This window comes from Lachnospira multipara LB2003, from assembly GCF_000702205.1.
In the GTDB taxonomy this organism is placed as follows: Bacteria; Bacillota; Clostridia; order Lachnospirales; family Lachnospiraceae; genus Lachnospira; species Lachnospira multipara_A.
Genome location: NZ_JNKW01000014.1, coordinates 32,269 through 52,087 on the forward strand (window position 1 = coordinate 32,269; position 19,819 = coordinate 52,087).

General features: G+C 32.8%; 16 protein-coding genes. 13 read left to right on the plus strand and 3 right to left on the minus strand.

Annotation, left to right across the window (positions count from 1 at the left end; translation table 11 throughout):
- The first annotated feature begins 36 nt into the window (after positions 1–36).
- The 11 genes from T537_RS0108765 to T537_RS0108815 all read left to right on the plus strand — a co-directional run bounded on the left by T537_RS0108765 (position 37) and on the right by T537_RS0108815 (position 15,129).
- The gene (locus T537_RS0108765) at positions 37–1,488 is read left to right on the plus strand and encodes an aminoacyl-histidine dipeptidase (RefSeq protein ID WP_027438639.1); all 1,452 of its coding nucleotides are present in this window, start codon (positions 37–39) and stop codon (positions 1,486–1,488) included.
- Between the two features lie 182 nt (positions 1,489–1,670).
- Entirely contained in the window at positions 1,671–3,356 is a 1,686-nt protein-coding gene (locus T537_RS0108770) for a sensor domain-containing phosphodiesterase (protein WP_027438640.1), read from the plus strand.
- Positions 3,357–3,451: 95 nt separating this feature from the next.
- Complete coding sequence (locus T537_RS0108775) at positions 3,452–4,750, plus strand: glutamate-5-semialdehyde dehydrogenase (RefSeq protein ID WP_027438641.1); 1,299 nt, start codon at positions 3,452–3,454, stop codon at positions 4,748–4,750.
- 174 nt (positions 4,751–4,924) lie between these two features.
- On the plus strand, positions 4,925–5,356 hold the full coding sequence (locus tag T537_RS0108780; protein ID WP_027438642.1) for a MarR family winged helix-turn-helix transcriptional regulator: 432 nt from the start codon (positions 4,925–4,927) through the stop codon (positions 5,354–5,356).
- A gap of 23 nt (positions 5,357–5,379) precedes the next feature.
- Entirely contained in the window at positions 5,380–7,122 is a 1,743-nt protein-coding gene (locus T537_RS0108785; protein ID WP_031557307.1) for an ABC transporter ATP-binding protein, read from the plus strand.
- Between the two features lie 11 nt (positions 7,123–7,133).
- Positions 7,134–9,050 (plus strand): ABC transporter ATP-binding protein, encoded by a 1,917-nt coding sequence (locus T537_RS0108790; protein WP_031557310.1) that lies wholly within the window; start codon positions 7,134–7,136, stop codon positions 9,048–9,050.
- Positions 9,051–9,142: 92 nt separating this feature from the next.
- Positions 9,143–10,501, plus strand: a complete 1,359-nt coding sequence (locus T537_RS12500) for an HD-GYP domain-containing protein (RefSeq protein ID WP_051555033.1) — start codon at positions 9,143–9,145, stop codon at positions 10,499–10,501.
- 100 nt (positions 10,502–10,601) lie between these two features.
- A complete protein-coding gene (locus T537_RS0108800) occupies positions 10,602–10,937 on the plus strand; it encodes an ArsR/SmtB family transcription factor (protein ID WP_031557313.1) in 336 nt (111 codons plus the stop codon).
- Positions 10,938–11,001: 64 nt separating this feature from the next.
- Positions 11,002–11,217 (plus strand): cation transporter, encoded by a 216-nt coding sequence (locus tag T537_RS0108805; RefSeq protein ID WP_027438646.1) that lies wholly within the window; start codon positions 11,002–11,004, stop codon positions 11,215–11,217.
- Between the two features lie 23 nt (positions 11,218–11,240).
- Positions 11,241–13,127, plus strand: a complete 1,887-nt coding sequence (locus T537_RS0108810; protein WP_027438647.1) for a heavy metal translocating P-type ATPase — start codon at positions 11,241–11,243, stop codon at positions 13,125–13,127.
- Positions 13,128–13,305: 178 nt separating this feature from the next.
- Positions 13,306–15,129 carry a hypothetical protein gene (locus T537_RS0108815; RefSeq protein WP_031557315.1) on the plus strand — a complete coding sequence of 608 codons (1,824 nt, stop codon included), beginning with the start codon at positions 13,306–13,308 and terminating at the stop codon, positions 15,127–15,129.
- A 98-nt stretch (positions 15,130–15,227) separates the two neighbouring features.
- Here the strand turns inward: T537_RS0108815 and T537_RS0108820 are convergent, their stop codons facing one another.
- Genes T537_RS0108820 through T537_RS0108830 form a run of 3 tightly spaced genes read right to left on the minus strand, consistent with a single transcriptional unit; the run spans position 15,228 to position 17,413 of the window.
- Positions 15,228–16,073 (minus strand): pyridoxamine kinase, encoded by an 846-nt coding sequence (locus T537_RS0108820; protein ID WP_031557317.1) that lies wholly within the window; start codon positions 16,071–16,073, stop codon positions 15,228–15,230.
- A gap of 21 nt (positions 16,074–16,094) precedes the next feature.
- Positions 16,095–17,027: a DMT family transporter gene (locus T537_RS0108825; RefSeq protein ID WP_031557320.1), complete on the minus strand. Its 933-nt coding sequence runs from the start codon at positions 17,025–17,027 to the stop codon at positions 16,095–16,097.
- Positions 17,028–17,032: 5 nt separating this feature from the next.
- Positions 17,033–17,413 (minus strand): PH domain-containing protein, encoded by a 381-nt coding sequence (locus T537_RS0108830; protein ID WP_031557323.1) that lies wholly within the window; start codon positions 17,411–17,413, stop codon positions 17,033–17,035.
- Between the two features lie 195 nt (positions 17,414–17,608).
- Here T537_RS0108830 and T537_RS0108835 point away from each other — a divergent pair, with 195 nt between their 5' ends.
- The gene (locus T537_RS0108835) at positions 17,609–19,015 is read left to right on the plus strand and encodes an MATE family efflux transporter (protein ID WP_031557325.1); all 1,407 of its coding nucleotides are present in this window, start codon (positions 17,609–17,611) and stop codon (positions 19,013–19,015) included.
- Between the two features lie 14 nt (positions 19,016–19,029).
- Complete coding sequence (locus T537_RS0108840; RefSeq protein WP_051555034.1) at positions 19,030–19,455, plus strand: MarR family winged helix-turn-helix transcriptional regulator; 426 nt, start codon at positions 19,030–19,032, stop codon at positions 19,453–19,455.
- Positions 19,456–19,819 lie beyond the last annotated feature (364 nt).

Here is a 19,819-nt window from a genome sequence, read left to right on the forward strand (position 1 = left end):
TGAATTGCAAGAATATTTTTAAAGTGAGGTACATAAATGGGAATTTTGACAGGATTACAGCCAGAGAAGGTCTTTTATTATTTCGAAGAAATTACAAAGATTCCTCATGGCTCAACAGATACTAAGAGGATTAGTGATTATTTAGTTTCTTTTGCTAAGGAGCATAATTTAAAGTATATTCAGGATGAATTAAATAACGTAATTATTTTTAAGGATGCATCAGCAGGTTATGAGAACAGCGATTCTGTAATTATTCAGGGTCATATGGACATGGTTTGCGAAAAAGAAGATGATTGCGATATCGATTTTAAGAAGGATGCCCTTAGACTAGAACTTAATGATGGTATTATTAGTGCAAAGGGAACAACTCTTGGTGGCGATGATGGTATTGCTGTAGCTTATGCTCTTGCTGTATTAGATGATGATACTCTTAAGCATCCAGCACTTGAAGTTGTAATTACAGTAGATGAAGAAATTGGTATGCTCGGTGCTGCTGATCTTGATACAACTCCACTTAAGTCAAAGCTTATGATTAACATTGACTCAGAAGAAGAAGGTATTTTACTTGCAAGTTGTGCAGGTGGTATGACAGCTACTCTTCACCTTCCAACTAAGAAGAATCTTGTAAGTGGAACTAAGGCTGTTATTACAGTTGATGGCTTATTAGGTGGTCACTCAGGTACAGAAATTAATAAGGGTAGAGCTAATGCTAACAAGTTAGTAGGTAGAGTTTTATATGCTCTTTCTAAGAAATTTAGCTTTAATTTAGTAGCAGTAAATGGTGGTCTTAAGGATAATGCTATTCCTAGAGCTTCTAAGGCAGAACTTGTATTTGCTGCTGATGTTGATATGAATGAAGTTAAGGAAGTTGTTAGCAAATGTGAAGCTGATTTTAAGCATGAATATAAGACAACAGATAGTAATGTAGCAGTTACTTTAGTAGTTGATGCTAATGCTGAAATTGAAAGCTTAGACACAGATTCAACTAAGAAAGTTATTACAGCTTTAATGAACTTACCATTAGGTATTCAGAGTATGAGCTTTGATATTGAAGGTTTAGTACAGACATCACTTAACCTTGGTATCTTAGAAACTAAGGATGATGAAGTTGCATTCTCTTATTCAGTAAGAAGTTCAGTAGAATCAGAAAAACAGGATTTATACTTACAGCTTGAAAGTTTAGCAACTATTCTTGGTGGTAATGTTACAACAATGGGTGAATATCCAGCTTGGGAATACAATGCAGATTCTAAGTTACGTAGTGTAATGGTGGATTCATTTAAGAGACAGTATGGTAGAGAACCAGAAATTCAGGCAATTCATGCTGGTCTTGAATGTGGTTTATTTGCTGGTAAGATTAAGGGATTAGATGCAGTATCATTTGGTCCTGATATGAAGGATGTTCATACACCAAAGGAATCTATGGATGTAGCAAGTGTAGCTAGATCATGGAATTACTTAGTTGATGTATTAGCAAGTTTAAAGTAATAACAAATATTAATATATAGATTTTTATATCCCTCCAATTAGGCTAAAAATGGCGTTTTTAGTCTAATTGGAGGGCTTTTTTGATTATATATTCATATTGAAATTAAAAACTTTTTATGATAATATTAAAAAAGATTATATAAATAAAAGACGTTAAATAACAATAATTTAAGAGGGGACTAATGGATAATAAGAATAATATTGTTTATTTAGAGGAGTTAGTAGAGCTTTTTAGCGATAAGATAGGGAAAGTATATCCTTTTTTTGTTGACTATAAACAGCAGCAGGTGCATTGGTCAGAAGAATTAAAGGATTTAATAGGCTTACCATCTTGTGACATGAACGTGGTTGATTCAGAGGCATATTATAACTCATGTATTCATCCAGTGGATAGGGTTAGATATATAGAGTTTGCAGATAGCTTATTTAGTGGTGAGATAGACGTTTTTAATATTTCATATCACATTAAGACTGTATCTGGCAAATATATTTATTGTACAACTAGAGCTAGATTAATTAAAAATAGCAATAGAGAGCCAAAGTTTTTCTTTGGAGTTGTAGAAAATGTTGATTTTACTTTTGGATTAGATGCTATTGCCGGAATTAATAATAAGACTGCACTAAATAATGAGCTTAGATTAGTTCAGATAGAAGATGTGCCATGTAAGGTTTTATTTATTGGTCTTAGAAATTTTAGTAAGGTTAATTCTATATATGGATATGAGAATGGTAATGAGGTTATAAGTAATATAGCTAAGTACATTAGTGACAAGGTGGATCAAAAAAATTGTTACAAGTGTGATGGCCTTCGATTTGCTATTGTTTCTAAAAATGAAGAATATAGTAATGATGACTTAATTAAAATCTATGAGGATGTAAGAGATTATATTAAAAACGGAATTATTGTTAATGATGTTCATATTAGTGTTGAATGTTATGGCGGGTTAATTGATTCTAATGATTATGAAGATATGGAAAGTACATTTGATAGGGTATTTTACTATGTTGTTGGGTATGCTAAGAAAAATAGTGAGAAGTCATTTGATATTTATGACAACGAATATATGAATCTAAGTAGAAGTAAGCAAAAAATTCGGGATGAGGTTACAAGGGCTTTGCATAAAAATTTTAGGGGCTTTTATTTAGTATATCAGCCAATTGTTGATGCTAATACAGAATCAATAATAGGTATGGAAGCATTGCTTAGGTGGAATAGTGAAACGGGAAGCTCTTTATTACCAGCTTCTTTTATGGAATATGTTGAAGAAGATCCTTTATTCTATGAATTAGGTAATTGGATTATTAAAAAAGCTGTAAGTGAAGGCAAGGAACTTATAAAGAATAATAAGAAATTCTATATAAGTTTAAATATATCTGAAAATCAAATTCAAGATGATAGATTTATACATGATTTAGAGAAGATTTTAGAGGAAGAAAAAATTCCCTATGAAAATATTCATTTAGAGTTAACAACTAAATATAGAACATTGCAACAAGCAGATATTAAAAATAAGGTTATATATTTAAAAACCAAGGGAGTTAATATTGTAATTGATAATTATGGTAGAGGAAATGCCTCTGTAGAGCTTTTTTATAAGTATCCAATAAATAAAATTAAGATTGAAAAAGATTTCATTGATGATATTAGAAATAATAAAAATAAGTCAATTATACTTAAATCATTAACTGATTGCATGAGAAATCTAAATATGAAAGTGTGCGTAGTTGGCATTGAAACTGAGGAATTAATGGAATATATAAGGGCTAATTATTATATTACATCTTTTCAAGGTTATTACTATGGCAAGCCGATGGTAATTGATAGGTTTAAACTATATTATGATGATAGGCTTGTTAAATATGAGTAAAATTAGTTTATAGTGTGGATTTAGAGTATTGAGTTTTGGCTTTGGGTTAATTTATAATGGTTTTGTAGTTTATGTGTTAGTTAGGAGGAAGTGACATGTCAGTAAGAGAAGATGTTATAAAAATGAGAGAAGTGTCTATGGATTTAGCGGCTTCTTCTATAGAATTGCGAAACAAAGCCCTAGAAGCAATAGCGAAGAGTCTAGAACTTAGAAAAGAAGAGGTTTTTAAAGCTAATAGTATAGATTTAATTAATGCCGATTCTTTAGATGTATCTGAATCTGTTAAAAAGAGACTTAAATTTGATGAACACAAATTAAGGGATGTATTAACAGGAATTAGACAGCTTGAAACCTTAGATGATCCAGTTGGAAAAATTACTTTAAATAGGGAACTAGATGAGGGACTTATATTAAAGAGAGTAACTGTGCCAATTGGTGTAATTGGAGTTATTTTTGAGGCAAGACCTGATGCCCTAGTTCAGATTGCCACACTTTGTATTAAGAGTGGTAATTGCGCTATCTTAAAGGGTGGCAAGGAAACAAAGGAAAGTAATAAATGCCTTTTTGAAATTATTAGAGATGCAGTTATAAGTGTTGGACTTCCTAAGATGTGTCTTATGCAGGCAGAGGCCCATTCTGAAATTGATGAATTATTAAAGTGTGATGGCCTTGTGGATTTACTTATTCCAAGGGGTTCTAATAAGTTTGTGCAATATATTATGAATAATACTAAGATACCGGTTATGGGACATGCAGATGGTATTTGTCATATTTATATTGATAAGGATGCCAATAAAGATATTGCAATTCCTGTGGTTGTAGATGCCAAGACACAGTATAGTGCAGCATGTAATGCGGTGGAAACAATCCTTGTCCATAAGGATATTGCAAAGACAATACTTATAGATTTAATTAAGACATTACAAGCTAAAGATGTAGTTGTTAATGCAGATTCTAGAGTAGTTAATTTTGTTAAAAATGAAATGGATGAAATTAATGTTAATGAAATAGCTGATGATGGATTTAACGTGGAATATTCAAGATTTGAGCTTGGTATTAAGATTGTAGATTCCCTAGAGGATGCAATAAAGCATATTAATAAATTCGGTTCACATCATACAGATTGTATAATTACTGATAATAAAGAGGCAGCAGATAAATTCCAGAATATGGTTGATTCTGCTGGGGTTTACGTAAATGTATCTACAAGATTTGCAGACGGATTTAGATATGGCTTTGGTGCTGAGGTAGGAATTAGTACAAGTAAGATACATGCAAGAGGTCCTGTAGGACTTGAAGGTCTTGTAACTTATAAGTATAAGCTTGTGGGAAATGGACAGATAGTATCTGATTATGCCACTGGAAAATCTAAATTTACCCATAGAGATATATAAATCTAAACAAATTATTAATTGTATACAATACAGTTGAAAAATATAAAAGAAATGTTATAATACTTCGTATACGAATTGTTAGGTGACGAACTATTCGTGTGCGAAGTATTTTTTATTTTTAAGGATGCTTGGATTTGTTACCGAGAGACAATGGGTATACGAAAGGAATAAGATATGAATGAAAGCGCAGTAAGTAGATTATGTAAGCTTGATAGAGTGATAAAGAGAAGATTTGATAAGCTAGCAGATTCTACTGGAATAAATGGTGCTGAGGGTAGAGTTATACATTATTTAATCCTTAACCAGGACAAGATTACATTTCAAAAGGATGTGGAAATTGAATTCGATCTAAGACCGTCTTCAGCTTCAGAATTATTAAAGAGAATGGAAAAAAAGGGGCTTATTGAAAGAATGAGCGTAGAAAGCGATGCTAGACTTAAAAAAATTGTCCTAACAGATAAATCTAGGGAACACGAAGAACGCATAACAAGAGATTTACTTAAATTTGAGGCAGATACACAAGTTGGTATTAGCGATGAAGATTTAGATGTTTTCGATAGGGTCACTAATATTATTATGGCCAATCTTAAAAACATAAATGATTAAAATGAAAGGAAAGAAAGTTATTTATGATTAGAATTGTAAAGTCTTTAATGGGTAGTATTAGGGAATACAAAAAGACTTCTATTTTAACACCACTTTTTGTTACATTAGAAGTTATACTTGAATGTATTATTCCATTAATTATGGCAGAACTAATTAATGACATGACAGGTGAATCCATGACACCTATTATAAAATATGGACTTATATTATTCGTAATGGCTATGGCATCACTTTTTTGTGGAACTATGTCAGCTAGATATGGTGCAACAGCTTCAGCTGGTTTTGCAAAGAACTTAAGACAGGACGTATTCTTTAAAATTCAGGATTTTTCATTTGCAGATGTAGATAGATTTTCAACATCTTCACTTGTAACACGTCTTACAACAGATATTACTAATGTACAGAATGCATATCAAATGGTAATTAGAGTTGCTGTTAGAACTCCACTTATGCTTATCTTCTCAGTTGTAATGAGTTTTACAATTAATGTTAAGATGGCACTTATTTTTGTGTGTATTATACCTTTTCTTGCATTTGTTCTTTTTGGAATCTTTTTCAAGGTTCATCCAATTTTTAAGAGAATTTTCAAGAAGTATGATGCAATGAATAATTCAGTTCAGGAAAATGTTTCTGCAATTAGAGTTGTTAAGTCTTTTGTTAGAGAAGACTATGAAACTAAGAAATTTTTTAAAGCTTCAGATGATGTAAGAGGAGAATTTACACGAGCTGAAAAGCTTATTGCTCTAAATACACCAACAATGATGCTTAGTATGTTTACATCAATTTTACTTGTATGCTTTATTGGTTCACAGATTATTGTAAACTCAGGTGCTACAAGCCTTTCAACTGGTGAGTTATCATCACTTTTAACTTATGGTGTACAGATTCTTACATCTCTTATGATGTTCTCTTTTGTATTTATTATGGTGTCAATGGCAGCAGAATCTGCAGATCGTATTGTAGAAGTACTTGAGACAGAAAGTAGCTTAAAGTCACCAGAAAATGGCAAGACAGAAATCAGAGATGGCGCAATTGATTTTGATGATGTTTCATTTAAATATAAGAAAACTAGTGAAAACTATGCTCTTACTAATATTAATCTTCATATTAAATCAGGTCAGACAGTTGGTATTATAGGTGGTACAGGTGATTCAAAGACATCACTTATTCAGCTTATTCCAAGACTTTACGATACAACAAAGGGTATGGTAAGAGTAGGCGGAACTGACGTAAGAGATTATGACTTAGTAGCCCTACGTGACGCAGTTTCAGTTGTATTACAAAAAAATGTCCTATTCTCAGGAACAATTAAGGAAAATCTTCGTTGGGGTAATAAGGAAGCTACAGATGAGCAGATCAAAGAAGCTTGTGAGCTTGCTTGCGCTGATGAATTTATTCAGGGCTTCCCAGATAAGTATGACACTTATATTGAACAAGGTGGTACTAATGTATCAGGTGGTCAGAAGCAGAGATTATGTATTGCTAGAGCACTTCTTAAAAATCCTAAGGTATTAATCATGGATGATTCAACTAGTGCTGTTGATACTAAGACAGATGCACTTATTCGTGCAGCTCTTGCAAAATATCTTCCTGAAACAACTAAGATTATTATTGCACAGCGTGTTTCATCAGTTCAGGATGCAGACCTTATCTTAGTTCTAGATCAGGGTAGAATTGTTGAAAAGGGTACTCATGATGAACTTGTAGCCCTTGGAGGAATTTACAACGAAGTATTTGAATCACAGACTAAGTCAAAGGAAGAATAGGAGGTAGATGTATGAATAAGAAAAATGTAGAAAAAGACAATACATTTGGCAGATTAATAGGCTACGTATTCAAGCATTATGCTCCTCAATTAGTAGTAACTATTATTTGTATAGTAATTGCAGCTCTTGCATCTGTAATTGCAACAATTTTCTTACAAAGAATTATTGATGAAGTAATAACTCCAGCCATGGGACTTGGCATGGATGCAGTTTGGTCTAAGTTTATTGGAATAATAATAACAATGGGCGTTATTTATGTACTTGGTGTGTTAGCATCATTTATATATACAAGGCTTATGGCAACAGTAACGCAAGGTACATTGATGCATTTAAGAAATGATATGTTTGAAAAAATGCAGACATTACCTATTAAGTATTTTGATACACATGCTCATGGTGACATCATGAGTACATATACTAATGATACAGATGCTATTAGACAGTTAATTGGACAGAGTTTACCACAGCTTTTCCAAAGTTCTCTTACAATTATAGGCATAATTATAATGATGTTAAGCTATAGTATTTGGCTTACAATAGTAGTTGGTATTTTTATTTTCCTTATGACAAGAGTTGTAAAAAACTTTGGTGGTAAGTCTGCTAAATATATGATTGATCAGCAAAGAACTCTTGCTAAAGAAGAGGGTTTTGTTGAGGAAATGATGGAAGGCGCTAAGGTAATTAAGGTCTTTAATCATGAAACAGAAAGTAAGAATGATTTTAAGAAAATCAATGAAGACTTGTTCCTTGCTAGTGAGAGAGCTAATAAGTATGGTAATATGCTTATGCCAGTCCTTGCTAATATTGGTAATATCCTTTACGTTGTGCTTGCTGTAATTGGTGGCTTATTAGTATATTTAAAGGTTTACAATTTAAGCTTACAAAATATCGTTATGGGCGTTAGTGGAACAGTAACACTTGGTATTATTATTTCATTCCTTTCAATGGCAAGACAGTTATCGCAGACAGTAGGTCAGGTTTCTATGCAGGTATCTATGATTGCTATGGGTCTTGCTGGTGCTAAACGAGTATTTGAGCTTATGGATGAAACACCTGAATTTGATGAAGGTTATGTTACACTTGTAAGAGCTAAGTATAACGAAGCTGGTGAGCTTGTGGAAGCTAACGAAGATACATCTCTTTGGGCTTGGAAGCACCCTCATAAGGCAGATGGAACAGTAACTTATACACCACTTAAGGGTGACATTGTTCTTGAAGATGTTGACTTTGGTTATGTTAAGAATAAGTTAGTATTGCATGATGTTTCATTATATGCTAAGCCTGGTCAGAAAATTGCCTTTGTTGGTGCAACTGGTGCAGGTAAAACAACAATTACTAACCTTATTAATAGATTCTATGATATTGAAGATGGTAAGATTAGATATGATGGAATTAATATAAATAAGATTAGAAAAACAGACCTTAGAAAATCTCTTGGTATTGTATTACAGGAAGTTAACCTATTTACAGGTACAGTATTAGACAATATTAGATATGGTAAGTTAGATGCTACAGATGAAGAATGTATTGCAGCTGCTAAGTTAGCTAATGCACATCACTTCATTGAAAGATTACCAGATGGATATAATACAATGCTTACAGCCAATGGTGCTAACCTTTCACAAGGACAAAGACAGTTATTATCAATTGCAAGAGCTGCAGTTGCTAATCCACCAGTTATGATCTTGGATGAAGCTACATCTTCAATTGATACAAGAACAGAAGCTATTGTTCAGGCAGGTATGGATAACCTTATGTTTGGTAGAACAGTATTTGTAATAGCACATAGACTTTCAACAGTAAGAAATAGCCAGGCTATTATGGTACTTGACCATGGTAGAATTATTGAAAGAGGTGACCATGATACCTTAATTGAACAGAAGGGAACATATTACCAGTTATATACAGGTGCATTTGAACTTGAATAAATAAAAATCTAGTGTTTTTATAAAGGTTTTATTATGTTATAATAATGGCGTTGTCTAAAAAGATAACGCCATTTTTTATGCAAGGAGAATTTATGTTTAGTAAAGGGTCAGATAGAACAACTTCATTACTCACAGCTATGCTTGTTATTCTTCTTGGCGTAATAAGTGCAGTAGTTATCATTGTTTTGAAGTACAATATAGGTAAGGCAACAGATGATTATGAAACAATAATTATGGTTAATTTATCTAATAAAGATGACATTGAAAAACTAACTGAAGACATATATATAGAGAATTTTTATGTCTATAGTGAGGTTTTTTCTAATAGTAATTCTGAATTCATTAATAAATACGACAGGGATACAATTGAAACAGAAATTAGAGATATTCTTGCTAGACTAAAAGAGAATAAGTCAAATGATGGCTATGATGATATGTTAGAAATCATAGATAATGAAATTAATGAATATCTTGATTTAACAGGAATAGCCATAGAGAACATAAATACTGACAAGGATTTTTATGAGGTTTCAAGCCTAGATGAGGAAATATCAACGAAGATAGTAAATATTATAGAGTCATTAAATAAGCTTGAGTCAATGATTGATGATGAGCTTAATATGGCTAAGGATACCCTTAAATTCCGCTTAATAAATATTAGTATAATCTCACTTATATCAATTATATTTATTATAGCTACAACGGTTTTTATAGTTTACTTATGTAATATAATTACATCTAAACTTGAGGATTATAATGATGTTCTTGAATTTAAAATTAATGAGAAGAATAGGGAGATTAGCGGTCATAATGTTAGAATTATGAATATTCAAAATTCCACTATTGATGCTATGGCTTCATTAATCGAAAGTAGAGATGGAGATACAGGTACTCATATTGCAAGAACAAGTGCTTATGTTAGAAAGCTAGCTCAATTAGCTAGAAAGCAGGGTTATTTTACTAATATTCTTACACCAAATTATATTGAATTTTTAGTAAAGGCGGCGCCTATGCATGATATAGGAAAGATAAATGTACCGGATTCAATCCTTAAAAAACCAGGAATTCTAACATATGATGAATATACAACCATGCAAAATCACACTAAAGAGGGTGGAAGAATTATAAGAGAGGCCCTTGGAAGTATTGAAGAAGTGGAATTTATAAATATAGCTTCAGATGTGGCAACTTTTCATCATGAAAGATGGGATGGCAATGGCTATCCATATGGACTAAAGGGAGAAGAAATCCCAATTTCTGCAAGAATTATGGCTGTGGCAGATGTATTTGATGCCTTAGTTTCAGAACGATGTTATAAGAAATCTTATAGCTTTGATGAAGCAATGGACATAATTAGTGACAATGTAGGAAAGCATTTTGATCCGGTTCTTGGTAGGATTTTTGTTGAGAATAAAGAAGATATAAGAACAATAATGAATGAATTAACATAAAATTACCACTTTCTATTGACAACTAGGTAGAAAGTGGTATATTTAAATTAGTTCATATGAATAAATGCTCATATGATAAATTATAAAAAGGAGGGAACTTATGGCAGATAAGGAAGCTAAAGAAAGCTTAGAGACATTAAAGAAAGAAACAATTCCCTGTGAGGAAGAATTATATGATTTAGCCGAACTTTTTAAGGTTTTTGGCGATTCAACTAGAATAAGAATATTATATGCTTTATTTGAATCAGAGTATTGTGTTCAGGATTTGGCTAATAACTTAAATATGACGCAATCAGCTGTATCTCATCAATTAAAGATATTAAAGAGCTCTAAACTAGTAGGAAACAGAAGAGAAGGAAAATCAATGATTTACTATCTTGCTGATGATCATGTAAGAACAATTATTAATCAAGGTAAAGAACATATAGAAGAATAGATATAGTAAGTATTTAGTAATACTAAGTAGTGATTTAAGAGATTTTGAAAGGTGGAAGATTATTATGAAGAAGAAATTTAAATGTGAAATTGATTGTGCTAACTGTGCAGCTAAGGTTGAGGATGCTATTAAGAAGGTTGAAGGTGTTAAGGATGCATCAGTTAATTTCTTAACTCAGAAGTTTATGCTTGAGGCTGACGAAGATATTTATGAGGAAGTATTAAAGAAGGCTATTGAAGCTGGTAAAAAGGCTGAGGATGAATTTGAGGTTGTTCTCTAGTAATTATAAAGGATGTGAGTTAAATGAATAAAAAGCAAAAGAAAATGCTTAATCGAATTATTAGTTCTGGAATTTTGTTTGTTATTCTTTTTGTATTAGAGAAGATTAATGCTTTAGATAAAATAAATGTTTTTATAGTAGCCCTGCTTTTTTTAGTTCCATACTTAATTATAGGTTATGATGTTATTTTAAGAGCATTTAAGAATATAAAGAAAGGTCACGTATTTGATGAGAACTTTCTTATGATGATTGCTACTTTTGCAGCTTATTTTACAGGTGAATTCACTGAAGCTGTGGCTGTTATGCTTTTTTATCAGGTAGGAGAATTATTCCAGTCGTATGCTGTTGGAAAGTCTAGAGAGTCAATTGCACAGATGATGAGTATTGCTCCTGATTTTGCTAATTTAGAGGACGATAATGGTAATATTGAAGAAGTTGATCCTGAAGATGTATTAGTTGGTCAGACAATAGTTGTTAGACCAGGTGAGAAGATTCCTATTGACGGTGTGGTTATTTATGGAGAATCTTTCGTTGATACTAAGGCTCTTACAGGTGAATCAGTACCAAGAAAGGTAAGAGTGTCAGATGAGGTTATTAGTGGTTGTGTTAACGGCGATTCAATTCTTAAGATTCGTACAACTAAGGCTTATGAAGATTCAACTGTTAGTAAGATCTTAGAACTTGTAGAGAATGCCTCATCTAAGAAATCAAGAATGGAGAATTTTATCACAAGATTTGCTAGATACTACACTCCAGTAGTAACAATTGGTGCTGTTTTACTTGCATTAATTCCACCAATTGTAATTGGAATTATGACCGGTGATTTTGAATTTATTAATTGGATTCATAGAGCATGTATTTTCTTAATAGTATCTTGCCCATGTGCCTTAGTTATTTCAGTGCCACTAGGATTTTTTGGTGGAATTGGTGCAGCATCAAGAATTGGTGTATTAGTTAAGGGTAGTAATTATCTTGAAGCTATTGCAGCAATGAAGACAATTGTCTTTGATAAGACAGGAACTCTTACTAAGGGTGAGTTTAAGGTTACAGATATTAGACCAATTAATGGCATTACAGATAAGGCACTTCTTAGACTTGCAGCTCATGCAGAAGGTCTATCAACTCATCCAATTGCAAAATCTATTCTTGCAAGATATGAAGGAGACCTTGATTTAACTAAGGTTACTGACTTAGAAGAAGTTGCAGGACATGGTATTGTATGTAAGATGGATGGTAAGGTGTTACTTGTAGGTAATACTAAATTAATGGAAGAAAGAAATATAGCATATACGCTAAATCCAACAATTGGTACTATTTGTTATATTGGTCTTGATGGAGAATTTATCGGAAGTATTGCTATTACTGATAGTATTAAAGCTGGTGTTAAGGATGCAATTGCTAATTTAAAGAAGGTAGGTCTTAAAAAGCTTGTAATGTTAACAGGCGATAGAAAAGATGTGGCCATGGCAGTATCTAAGGATTTAGGTTTAACTGACTGCAGATACGAACTTTTACCAACAGATAAGGTAAGTAACGTTGAAGAATTAATTAGCGAATGTTCATCTAAGGATAAACTAGGTTTTGTAGGTGATGGTATTAATGATGCTCCTGTTCTTATGAGAGCAGATGTGGGTATTGCCATGGGAAGCCTAGGATCAGATGCAGCTATTGAGGCAGCTGATATTGTTATTATGGATGATGATATTTCTAAAATTCCAGTTGTGGTAAGGATTGCTAGATATACCTTAAAGATTGTAAAACAGAATGTTGTATTTGCTCTTGGTGTAAAGCTTATAGTATTGATTCTTGGTGCACTTGGCATAGCTAATATGTGGGAAGCAGTATTTGCTGATGTAGGTGTTGCAATAATTGCAATTCTTAATTCCATGAGAGTTTTAGGCAAAAAATAGTATTTTATAGAACTTTAGTCTCATATTGTTGTTACAGTTGGACAAAAATTAGAAAGTTTTTTGAAAATAATCGTACGAAATTACTAAAAATATGTATCTAAAAAGCCCTTTTTTACTATATACTAGGCTTTTCGTAAAATGATATTATGATTTTGCATTAAATTTTACGGGAGGTTTTATGTTAAAAAGAAGTATAAAAAGGGCTTTTGCTGCGTTGTTAACACTTATTGTTACACTAGCTACATTTGCAGGCTCTAGTAGTTTAATGGTTTCGGCTTCTGAAACTAGTTCTTGGAATTTTAAGAATAGTAATTTTAAGAGCCTTGGAACAATTTCATCTACAACTACAGTAGATGGTTTAACTTTACTTGCAACAAGCAGTAAGACAATGTCTGTAAAGGCAGACACACAGACAGTAGGTGGAACAGAGTACACATATTGTTTAGCAACTGGTGGTAGTGGTAGTACTTCATATCGTGCTGTGAAGGTTCCAGTATCAGGCAGTGATACAATTAAGGTTACAATGAAGAGCTCAGGCTCAGATAGTAGATCTTTAGTAGTTGCTAATTCACAGGGAAGTGCATTAACTAAGTTAACAGCAAGTTCTAGTGCAGCTACAGTAAGCTATAATTATTCTGGTTCTTCAGGTTATGTTTATTTATATTCAGAAAATAGTGGTATTAACATCTATAAGATTCAGGTAGATTCTAATAGTTCTAATTCAGGCTCAAGCTCAGGATCAGGTTCAGGCTCAAGCTCATCTGTTGATACATCAGATGGTACTGTAGTAACATCATATCAAAGTCTTGTTTCAGCTATTAGTAAGGCTGAACAGGCAGGTGGCGGTAAGGTTTATGTAAAGGGAACAAGCATTTCTTGTACAGGTCAGATTGCTCTTTCAAAGACTAATGCTAAGGTAGAAATCATTGGTGTACAAAATAGCGATGGTTCATATCCAGTTCTTGATTTTAATTCATTCTTACAAAGCTACATAGGTAAGGCAACATCAGATAGTGCAGTAGGTATTAGAATTTCAGGTTCATACTACACAATTAAGAATTTAATTGTACAAAAGGCACCAGATAATGGTATTCAGATTAAGGGTACAAGCGCAGGTCATAACACTGTATCTAATGTAGTAACAAGATATAATAACGATGCTGGTTTACAGATTACAGCAGGTGCATATTCTAACAAAATTGAATATGTATCAAGTTATCGTAACTGTGATGTTTATACATTAGGTGGCAATGCTGATGGTTTTGCTCCAAAGCTTGGTGCAGGTGCTGGTAATTCATTCTATTGCTGCTATGCATGGGATAATTCAGATGATGGCTGGGATTCATATGATAAGTCAGGTGATGTAACACCAGATATTACATATACTCAGTGTGCTTGCTGGAATAATGGTAATCCAGATGTATTTACAGGTAAGTATGATTATGATAATGGTAATGCACTTGATACAAATCTATTATTAGTACAGTTAATTATGAAAAAGGATTCTTCATTTGCTTCAAACTACGCTAATAAAAAGTTCTCATTACCAACATCTAATTTTATTGTTACAAATGTAGGTACAATTTCAATTTCATCATGGACTGGCTCTAATTATGATGGTAACCCTAACGGATTTAAGATGGGCTCAGCTTATTCAACAAGTTCTGCAACAAGAGTATTCTCACATTGCTTAGCTTTTGATAATGCTAAGAAGGGCTTTGATAATAATAATAGCTCAGTTACTGGTTCATTCTCTAACTGTGTAGCTTTTGATAATGGTTACAACTATTATATTCAGCCACTTTCAATTAAGACATGGACTAATATCTATGGCTTTAGTGGTGCTTCAGGTGATAAGTTACCAAGTGGTAAGTCAGTAACAACACCAAGCTCATCTAATCAGTCAACAATTAGAAGTAAGGTAAATTCTACTAAGAATTCTATCATTTCAACATGTAAGTCAAATGGAATTCCAGGTGCAGTTTACTTTAATATTTATTAAAAATTAAATGTTTCCAATAAAACGAATAGTATAAATGTAAAATAAAATTTAATGCAAAAATAGCCGTGTTAACGCGTAAGTTAACACGGCTTGTTTAATTATAAATCCTTTAGATGCTTTTCAAAGTACACTCCGTCGCTTGGATTAGTAGTATCAGGTGTATCATTTATACATGAAACAATGAAATCCTGGGCTTTTTTAACAGCGCTAAGAGTATCTACATCTTTCATTATAAGTCCTGTGATTATGGAAGCAAAAATATCGCCTGTACCTGAAAAACGCTTGTTTATCATAGGTGTTGAGGTAAAGTAATCACCATTAGCATCAGATACTAGGTTATAAACCACATGGTCATTATCTATAGCAGTATTTATTCCTGTTATAATTACTTCCTGATCATTATTAGCCCTTGCTTTTAGAATATTAGCAGCTTTAATAGCTAATTCTAAGAGGCTATCTTTATCATTATTACATTTAGCAATGCTTGTAATTGGAATGTCAGCAAGAAGGCAACTTTCAGTTAAATTTGGAGTTATAATATTAGCCTTCTTAGTTAATTCCTTATGTGTATTTAGAAGTTCATTAGTAAACATTTTAAATGTGGTGCCATTATCACCCATTACAGGATCAATTAAGATCTTAGTTTTATCTGTTTTGAATTGATCAATAAATTTGCTTACAAGAAGAGCTTGTCCGTGATTTGTTACATATCCTGAGTAGATACCATCAAAACTGGCATTGTTTAATTTCCAGTATTCTATGTATTTATCAATCATATCTGTTAAATCAGTGTAGTAGTAGTAAGAAAAGTCAGTTTGTGATGTAAATACAGCAGTTGCTAGTGGTACACATTGACTTCCAAGCACAGATATAATAGGTAGAGCTACAGATAGTGAGCATTTACCAAAACCAGATAAATCGTTAATTACAGCTACTTTTTTCATAAAATCCTTTCAAATGACCTCCTATTTATTCTTAGGCGATCTATTTACTACATATATTCCTGCAGAAACTAATGCTAGTGCAATAAGGCAGTAGATATTTAGCTTGTCGTATTCTCTTAGGAATATTGCAGAAAGTAGGGCACCAAAAATTGGATTAGTAAATCCGTAAATAGTAACCTTTGAAACAGAATTATATTTAAGCAAGGTTCCCCAAAGAGAGTAAGCAACAGCACTTATCATTGCCATATATATAAGCAAAATAACTCCTGCAAGGCTTGTAACACTTATTCTACCACCAAATAAAAATCCTGCAATAATCATTACAAGGCCACCAAATAAAAATTGGTAACCACTAAGAACTACAGGATTTTCTCTAATTGAGAATTCCTTTACCAACACTGATGAAATGGCATAGGATACAGCAGCAATTAAAATAAAGCCTTCTCCATTAAAGCTAAAGCTAGCGCCAATTGATCCACCAGAAAGGGATACAACTACAACGCCAATAATTCCTAGAACACATCCTATTAATTTAGAAGGTGTGAGTTTTTCTTGCTTTCTTACTAAACAAGCTATAAGGATGGCAAAAAATGTTGTCATACCATTAATAATAGATGATTTAACCCCTGTAGCGTGGGCAAGTCCAGCATAAAAGAAGAAATATTGGATTATAGTTTGAAATAAACTTAATGTACAAACCATACCAATTGATGATTTTTTAGCTATCAAGAATTTCTTTTGAATTATGCTACCTATTATAATTGTAAGGATTCCAGCAAGGAAAAATCTTATTCCTGCAAAAAGAATCTGTGAAAATACATCCTTTGATCCTATATTAAAAAGTTTATAGCCAATCTTAATACATGGAAAAGCGCTGCCCCACAAAAAGCAGCAGAGCAACGCAGCACAAAAGATCACTATATTTTTTTGGAAAAAATTATTGTTCTCTTTCATTTGATTTAGTTTTCCTCGTTATCATATTCATTCTCATGTTCGTATTCATCATGTCCTAAGAATTCTCTACTTGTAACACGCTTCTTATCACGCATGATTTCTACATTTCTAGATAATTCTTCCTTAACCTGCATTACGTGCTTGATATTTTTTAATTCAAAATCGCCTAAAGTCTTATCAGATGAACAAATCTGAATAGTACCAAGTCCAAAGATACGCTGGCCAAGGCTTCTAGAAACAGAAAGGTCTAAGATTCTGTATAACTGGACTTCGTCTTGCTTTTTGTTTAAAAAGCCCTTATCTACAAAAAGTCTAGTTTCGTCTCCGCTATATGTAGTAAAAGTGAAAGGTAATCCACACCAGATTCTTTTACGTTCTTTCCACATAAAAATTGTCCTCCATTATGTTAAATTCATATTTATATATGTTATATTCTTGGCCTTTATATCTATCTAATAGCCTAAAAATATAATAACAGTGTATCATTAATAGTTAAAACATTCAACAAAATTAGATTTATATAGTTGACAAGTCAACTAATCCACGGATATAATTGATTTGTTTTGAAAGGAGTATGTGTTATGGTCGAGAGTAATAATTTTACCAAGGAAATTGTGAATCCATTAGGTGTTAAACCGGTGTCTAAGCTAATTAGAACATTTGCTATACCAAGTATAGTTTCTATGCTTGTGGGTTCTTTATATAATATTGTGGATCAGTTCTTTATTGGTCAGAAAGTGGGAGAGTTAGGAAATGCTGCAACTAATATTGCTTTCCCTCTATCAATATCAAGTATAGCTATTGCCTTGCTTTTTGGTATAGGAGGAGCATCAACTTTTAATATTCATATGGGTAAGCAAAGAGAGGATATGGCAGAATATTTTATGGGAAATGCAGCAATAACAGCGTTTATTTGTGGTATTGTGCTATCTTTTATAGCTGAGATTTTTCTGGTGCCTATGCTTACATTTTTTGGAGCCTCAAGCTCAATTCTTCCATTAGCTTGTGAATATACAAGAATTACTGCTATTGGCTTTCCAATGTTAATTCTTACAACAACTGGTGGACATTTAATTAGAGCTGATGGTAGACCAAGAATCAGTATGCTTTGTAACTTAGTAGGCGCTATTGTTAATACAATTCTTGATGCAATTTTTGTATTTGTACTTGGCTTTGGTATGGCGGGTGCAGCTATTGCTACAGTAATTGGACAATGCGTATCATGTCTTTTTGTAATTTACTATTTAGCTCATACTAAGTCAGTCAATTTAAGATTTAAGCATCTTCGTATGCAAACAAAATATATTTTCCCAACTATATCTCTTGGAGTGGCACCTTTTATAAACCAGCTTGCCATGATGCTTGTACAGATTGTTTTAAATAATTCTCTAAAGTATTACGGGGCAATTTCAATTTATGGGGCAGAGACAGCTATTGCAGTAGTTGGTATTGCCACAAAGGTAAATCAGGTTTATCTATCTTTTGTCATTGGTATGTCTCAGGGAATGCAGCCTATTGCTAGCTTTAACTACGGTGCTAGAAAATATGACAGAGTAATTGAGGTCTACAAAAAGACCATTAGAGTAAGCTTTATTATATCTTGCATCGCATGGGTTTTATTCTTCTTCTTTCCAAAAGAAATAATTTCTATCTTTGGCAAGGGAACAAGCGAGACTTACTACCTATTTGCAGTGAGATATTTTAAAATCTATCTATTCTTTACAATGCTTAATTTCCTACAGCTTACAAGCTCGAATTTCTTTACAGCTATTGGAAAGGCAAAGATTGGTGGCTTCTTATCCCTTACAAGACAGATCATTTTCCTATTGCCACTACTTTTAATCCTTCCATTATTCTTTAAGATTGATGGTATTATGTTTGCAGGACCAGTGGCAGATTTTATGGCAGCCTTAGTTTCAGCTATATTTGTAATAAAGGAATTAAAGAATTTAAGATTCAATATAGGTAAGGAAACTAAGATAGCTTAAAATTAGGAGGCTTTATGGAGGATGATATAAGAATTCTAAGACTAATTTCTTTTATAGCAAGAAAGCAACAGAGTAAGTTGTCAAGAAAGATTGCAAAGTACAATCTTACAGCAGGAGAGTTTCCTATATATATGGCTATTTGTAATAACCAAGGCTTTACTCAGGATCAAATCTCAGATTATGTCTATGTAGATAAGGGCTTTACTACAAGAGTTATTAAAAATCTAGAGGAAAAGGGATATATTTATAGACAAAAGGATGAGAAGGATAAGCGAATTAATCACGTATATCCTACGGAACTTGCCCTTTCTATTCATGAGGAGCTATCAGAGATTTTGACTAATAATAATCTAAATGCAACTAAGGATTTTAGCTTAGAAGAGAAGTTACAATTTAAGGAGTATCTAACAAAGCTGGATGAGGCTTTGGATGAGCTCTAGTTTTATAAAATATAGTTACTGATACGTAAAAGATAACAATTAGTAAAGGCAACTACTTAGTAATACTAAGTAGTTGCCTTTTTGATGTGCGCCTTGCGGCGCACGTTTCTAATGGGTGAAAGTCCCTAATCCGCCCTAGTAGTGGGAAGGATACAGCCAAGACCAAGGGTGTCCATCGTGAGGTGGAATCTGAAGGAAGGTGGAGGCAAATCTCTGGTCTGACGAACAGAAATCACATCAGGCTATAGTTAAGGATAAGGTTGCATTACAAACTGAAGTCCAATAACTACTCGGAATTAACTGTAGTAAATGTGGCAGATATGTGGAGAGAAAGAAACGTGTGGTACCAAGGGAGGTCTTGTCA

What these genes read in the sequence shown, in the direction of transcription:
- T537_RS0108765 (WP_027438639.1), top strand. Translation starts at nt 37, where the DNA reads ATGGGAATTTTGACAGGATTACAGCCAGAGAAGGTCTTTTATTATTTC.
- T537_RS0108770 (WP_027438640.1), top strand. Translation starts at nt 1,671, where the DNA reads ATGGATAATAAGAATAATATTGTTTATTTAGAGGAGTTAGTAGAGCTT.
- T537_RS0108775 (WP_027438641.1), top strand. Translation starts at nt 3,452, where the DNA reads ATGTCAGTAAGAGAAGATGTTATAAAAATGAGAGAAGTGTCTATGGAT.
- T537_RS0108780 (WP_027438642.1), top strand. Translation starts at nt 4,925, where the DNA reads ATGAATGAAAGCGCAGTAAGTAGATTATGTAAGCTTGATAGAGTGATA.
- T537_RS0108785 (WP_031557307.1), top strand. Translation starts at nt 5,380, where the DNA reads ATGATTAGAATTGTAAAGTCTTTAATGGGTAGTATTAGGGAATACAAA.
- T537_RS0108790 (WP_031557310.1), top strand. Translation starts at nt 7,134, where the DNA reads ATGAATAAGAAAAATGTAGAAAAAGACAATACATTTGGCAGATTAATA.
- T537_RS12500 (WP_051555033.1), top strand. Translation starts at nt 9,143, where the DNA reads ATGTTTAGTAAAGGGTCAGATAGAACAACTTCATTACTCACAGCTATG.
- T537_RS0108800 (WP_031557313.1), top strand. Translation starts at nt 10,602, where the DNA reads ATGGCAGATAAGGAAGCTAAAGAAAGCTTAGAGACATTAAAGAAAGAA.
- T537_RS0108805 (WP_027438646.1), top strand. Translation starts at nt 11,002, where the DNA reads ATGAAGAAGAAATTTAAATGTGAAATTGATTGTGCTAACTGTGCAGCT.
- T537_RS0108810 (WP_027438647.1), top strand. Translation starts at nt 11,241, where the DNA reads ATGAATAAAAAGCAAAAGAAAATGCTTAATCGAATTATTAGTTCTGGA.
- T537_RS0108815 (WP_031557315.1), top strand. Translation starts at nt 13,306, where the DNA reads ATGTTAAAAAGAAGTATAAAAAGGGCTTTTGCTGCGTTGTTAACACTT.
- T537_RS0108820 (WP_031557317.1), bottom strand. Translation starts at nt 16,073, where the DNA reads ATGAAAAAAGTAGCTGTAATTAACGATTTATCTGGTTTTGGTAAATGC.
- T537_RS0108825 (WP_031557320.1), bottom strand. Translation starts at nt 17,027, where the DNA reads ATGAAAGAGAACAATAATTTTTTCCAAAAAAATATAGTGATCTTTTGT.
- T537_RS0108830 (WP_031557323.1), bottom strand. Translation starts at nt 17,413, where the DNA reads ATGTGGAAAGAACGTAAAAGAATCTGGTGTGGATTACCTTTCACTTTT.
- T537_RS0108835 (WP_031557325.1), top strand. Translation starts at nt 17,609, where the DNA reads ATGGTCGAGAGTAATAATTTTACCAAGGAAATTGTGAATCCATTAGGT.
- T537_RS0108840 (WP_051555034.1), top strand. Translation starts at nt 19,030, where the DNA reads ATGGAGGATGATATAAGAATTCTAAGACTAATTTCTTTTATAGCAAGA.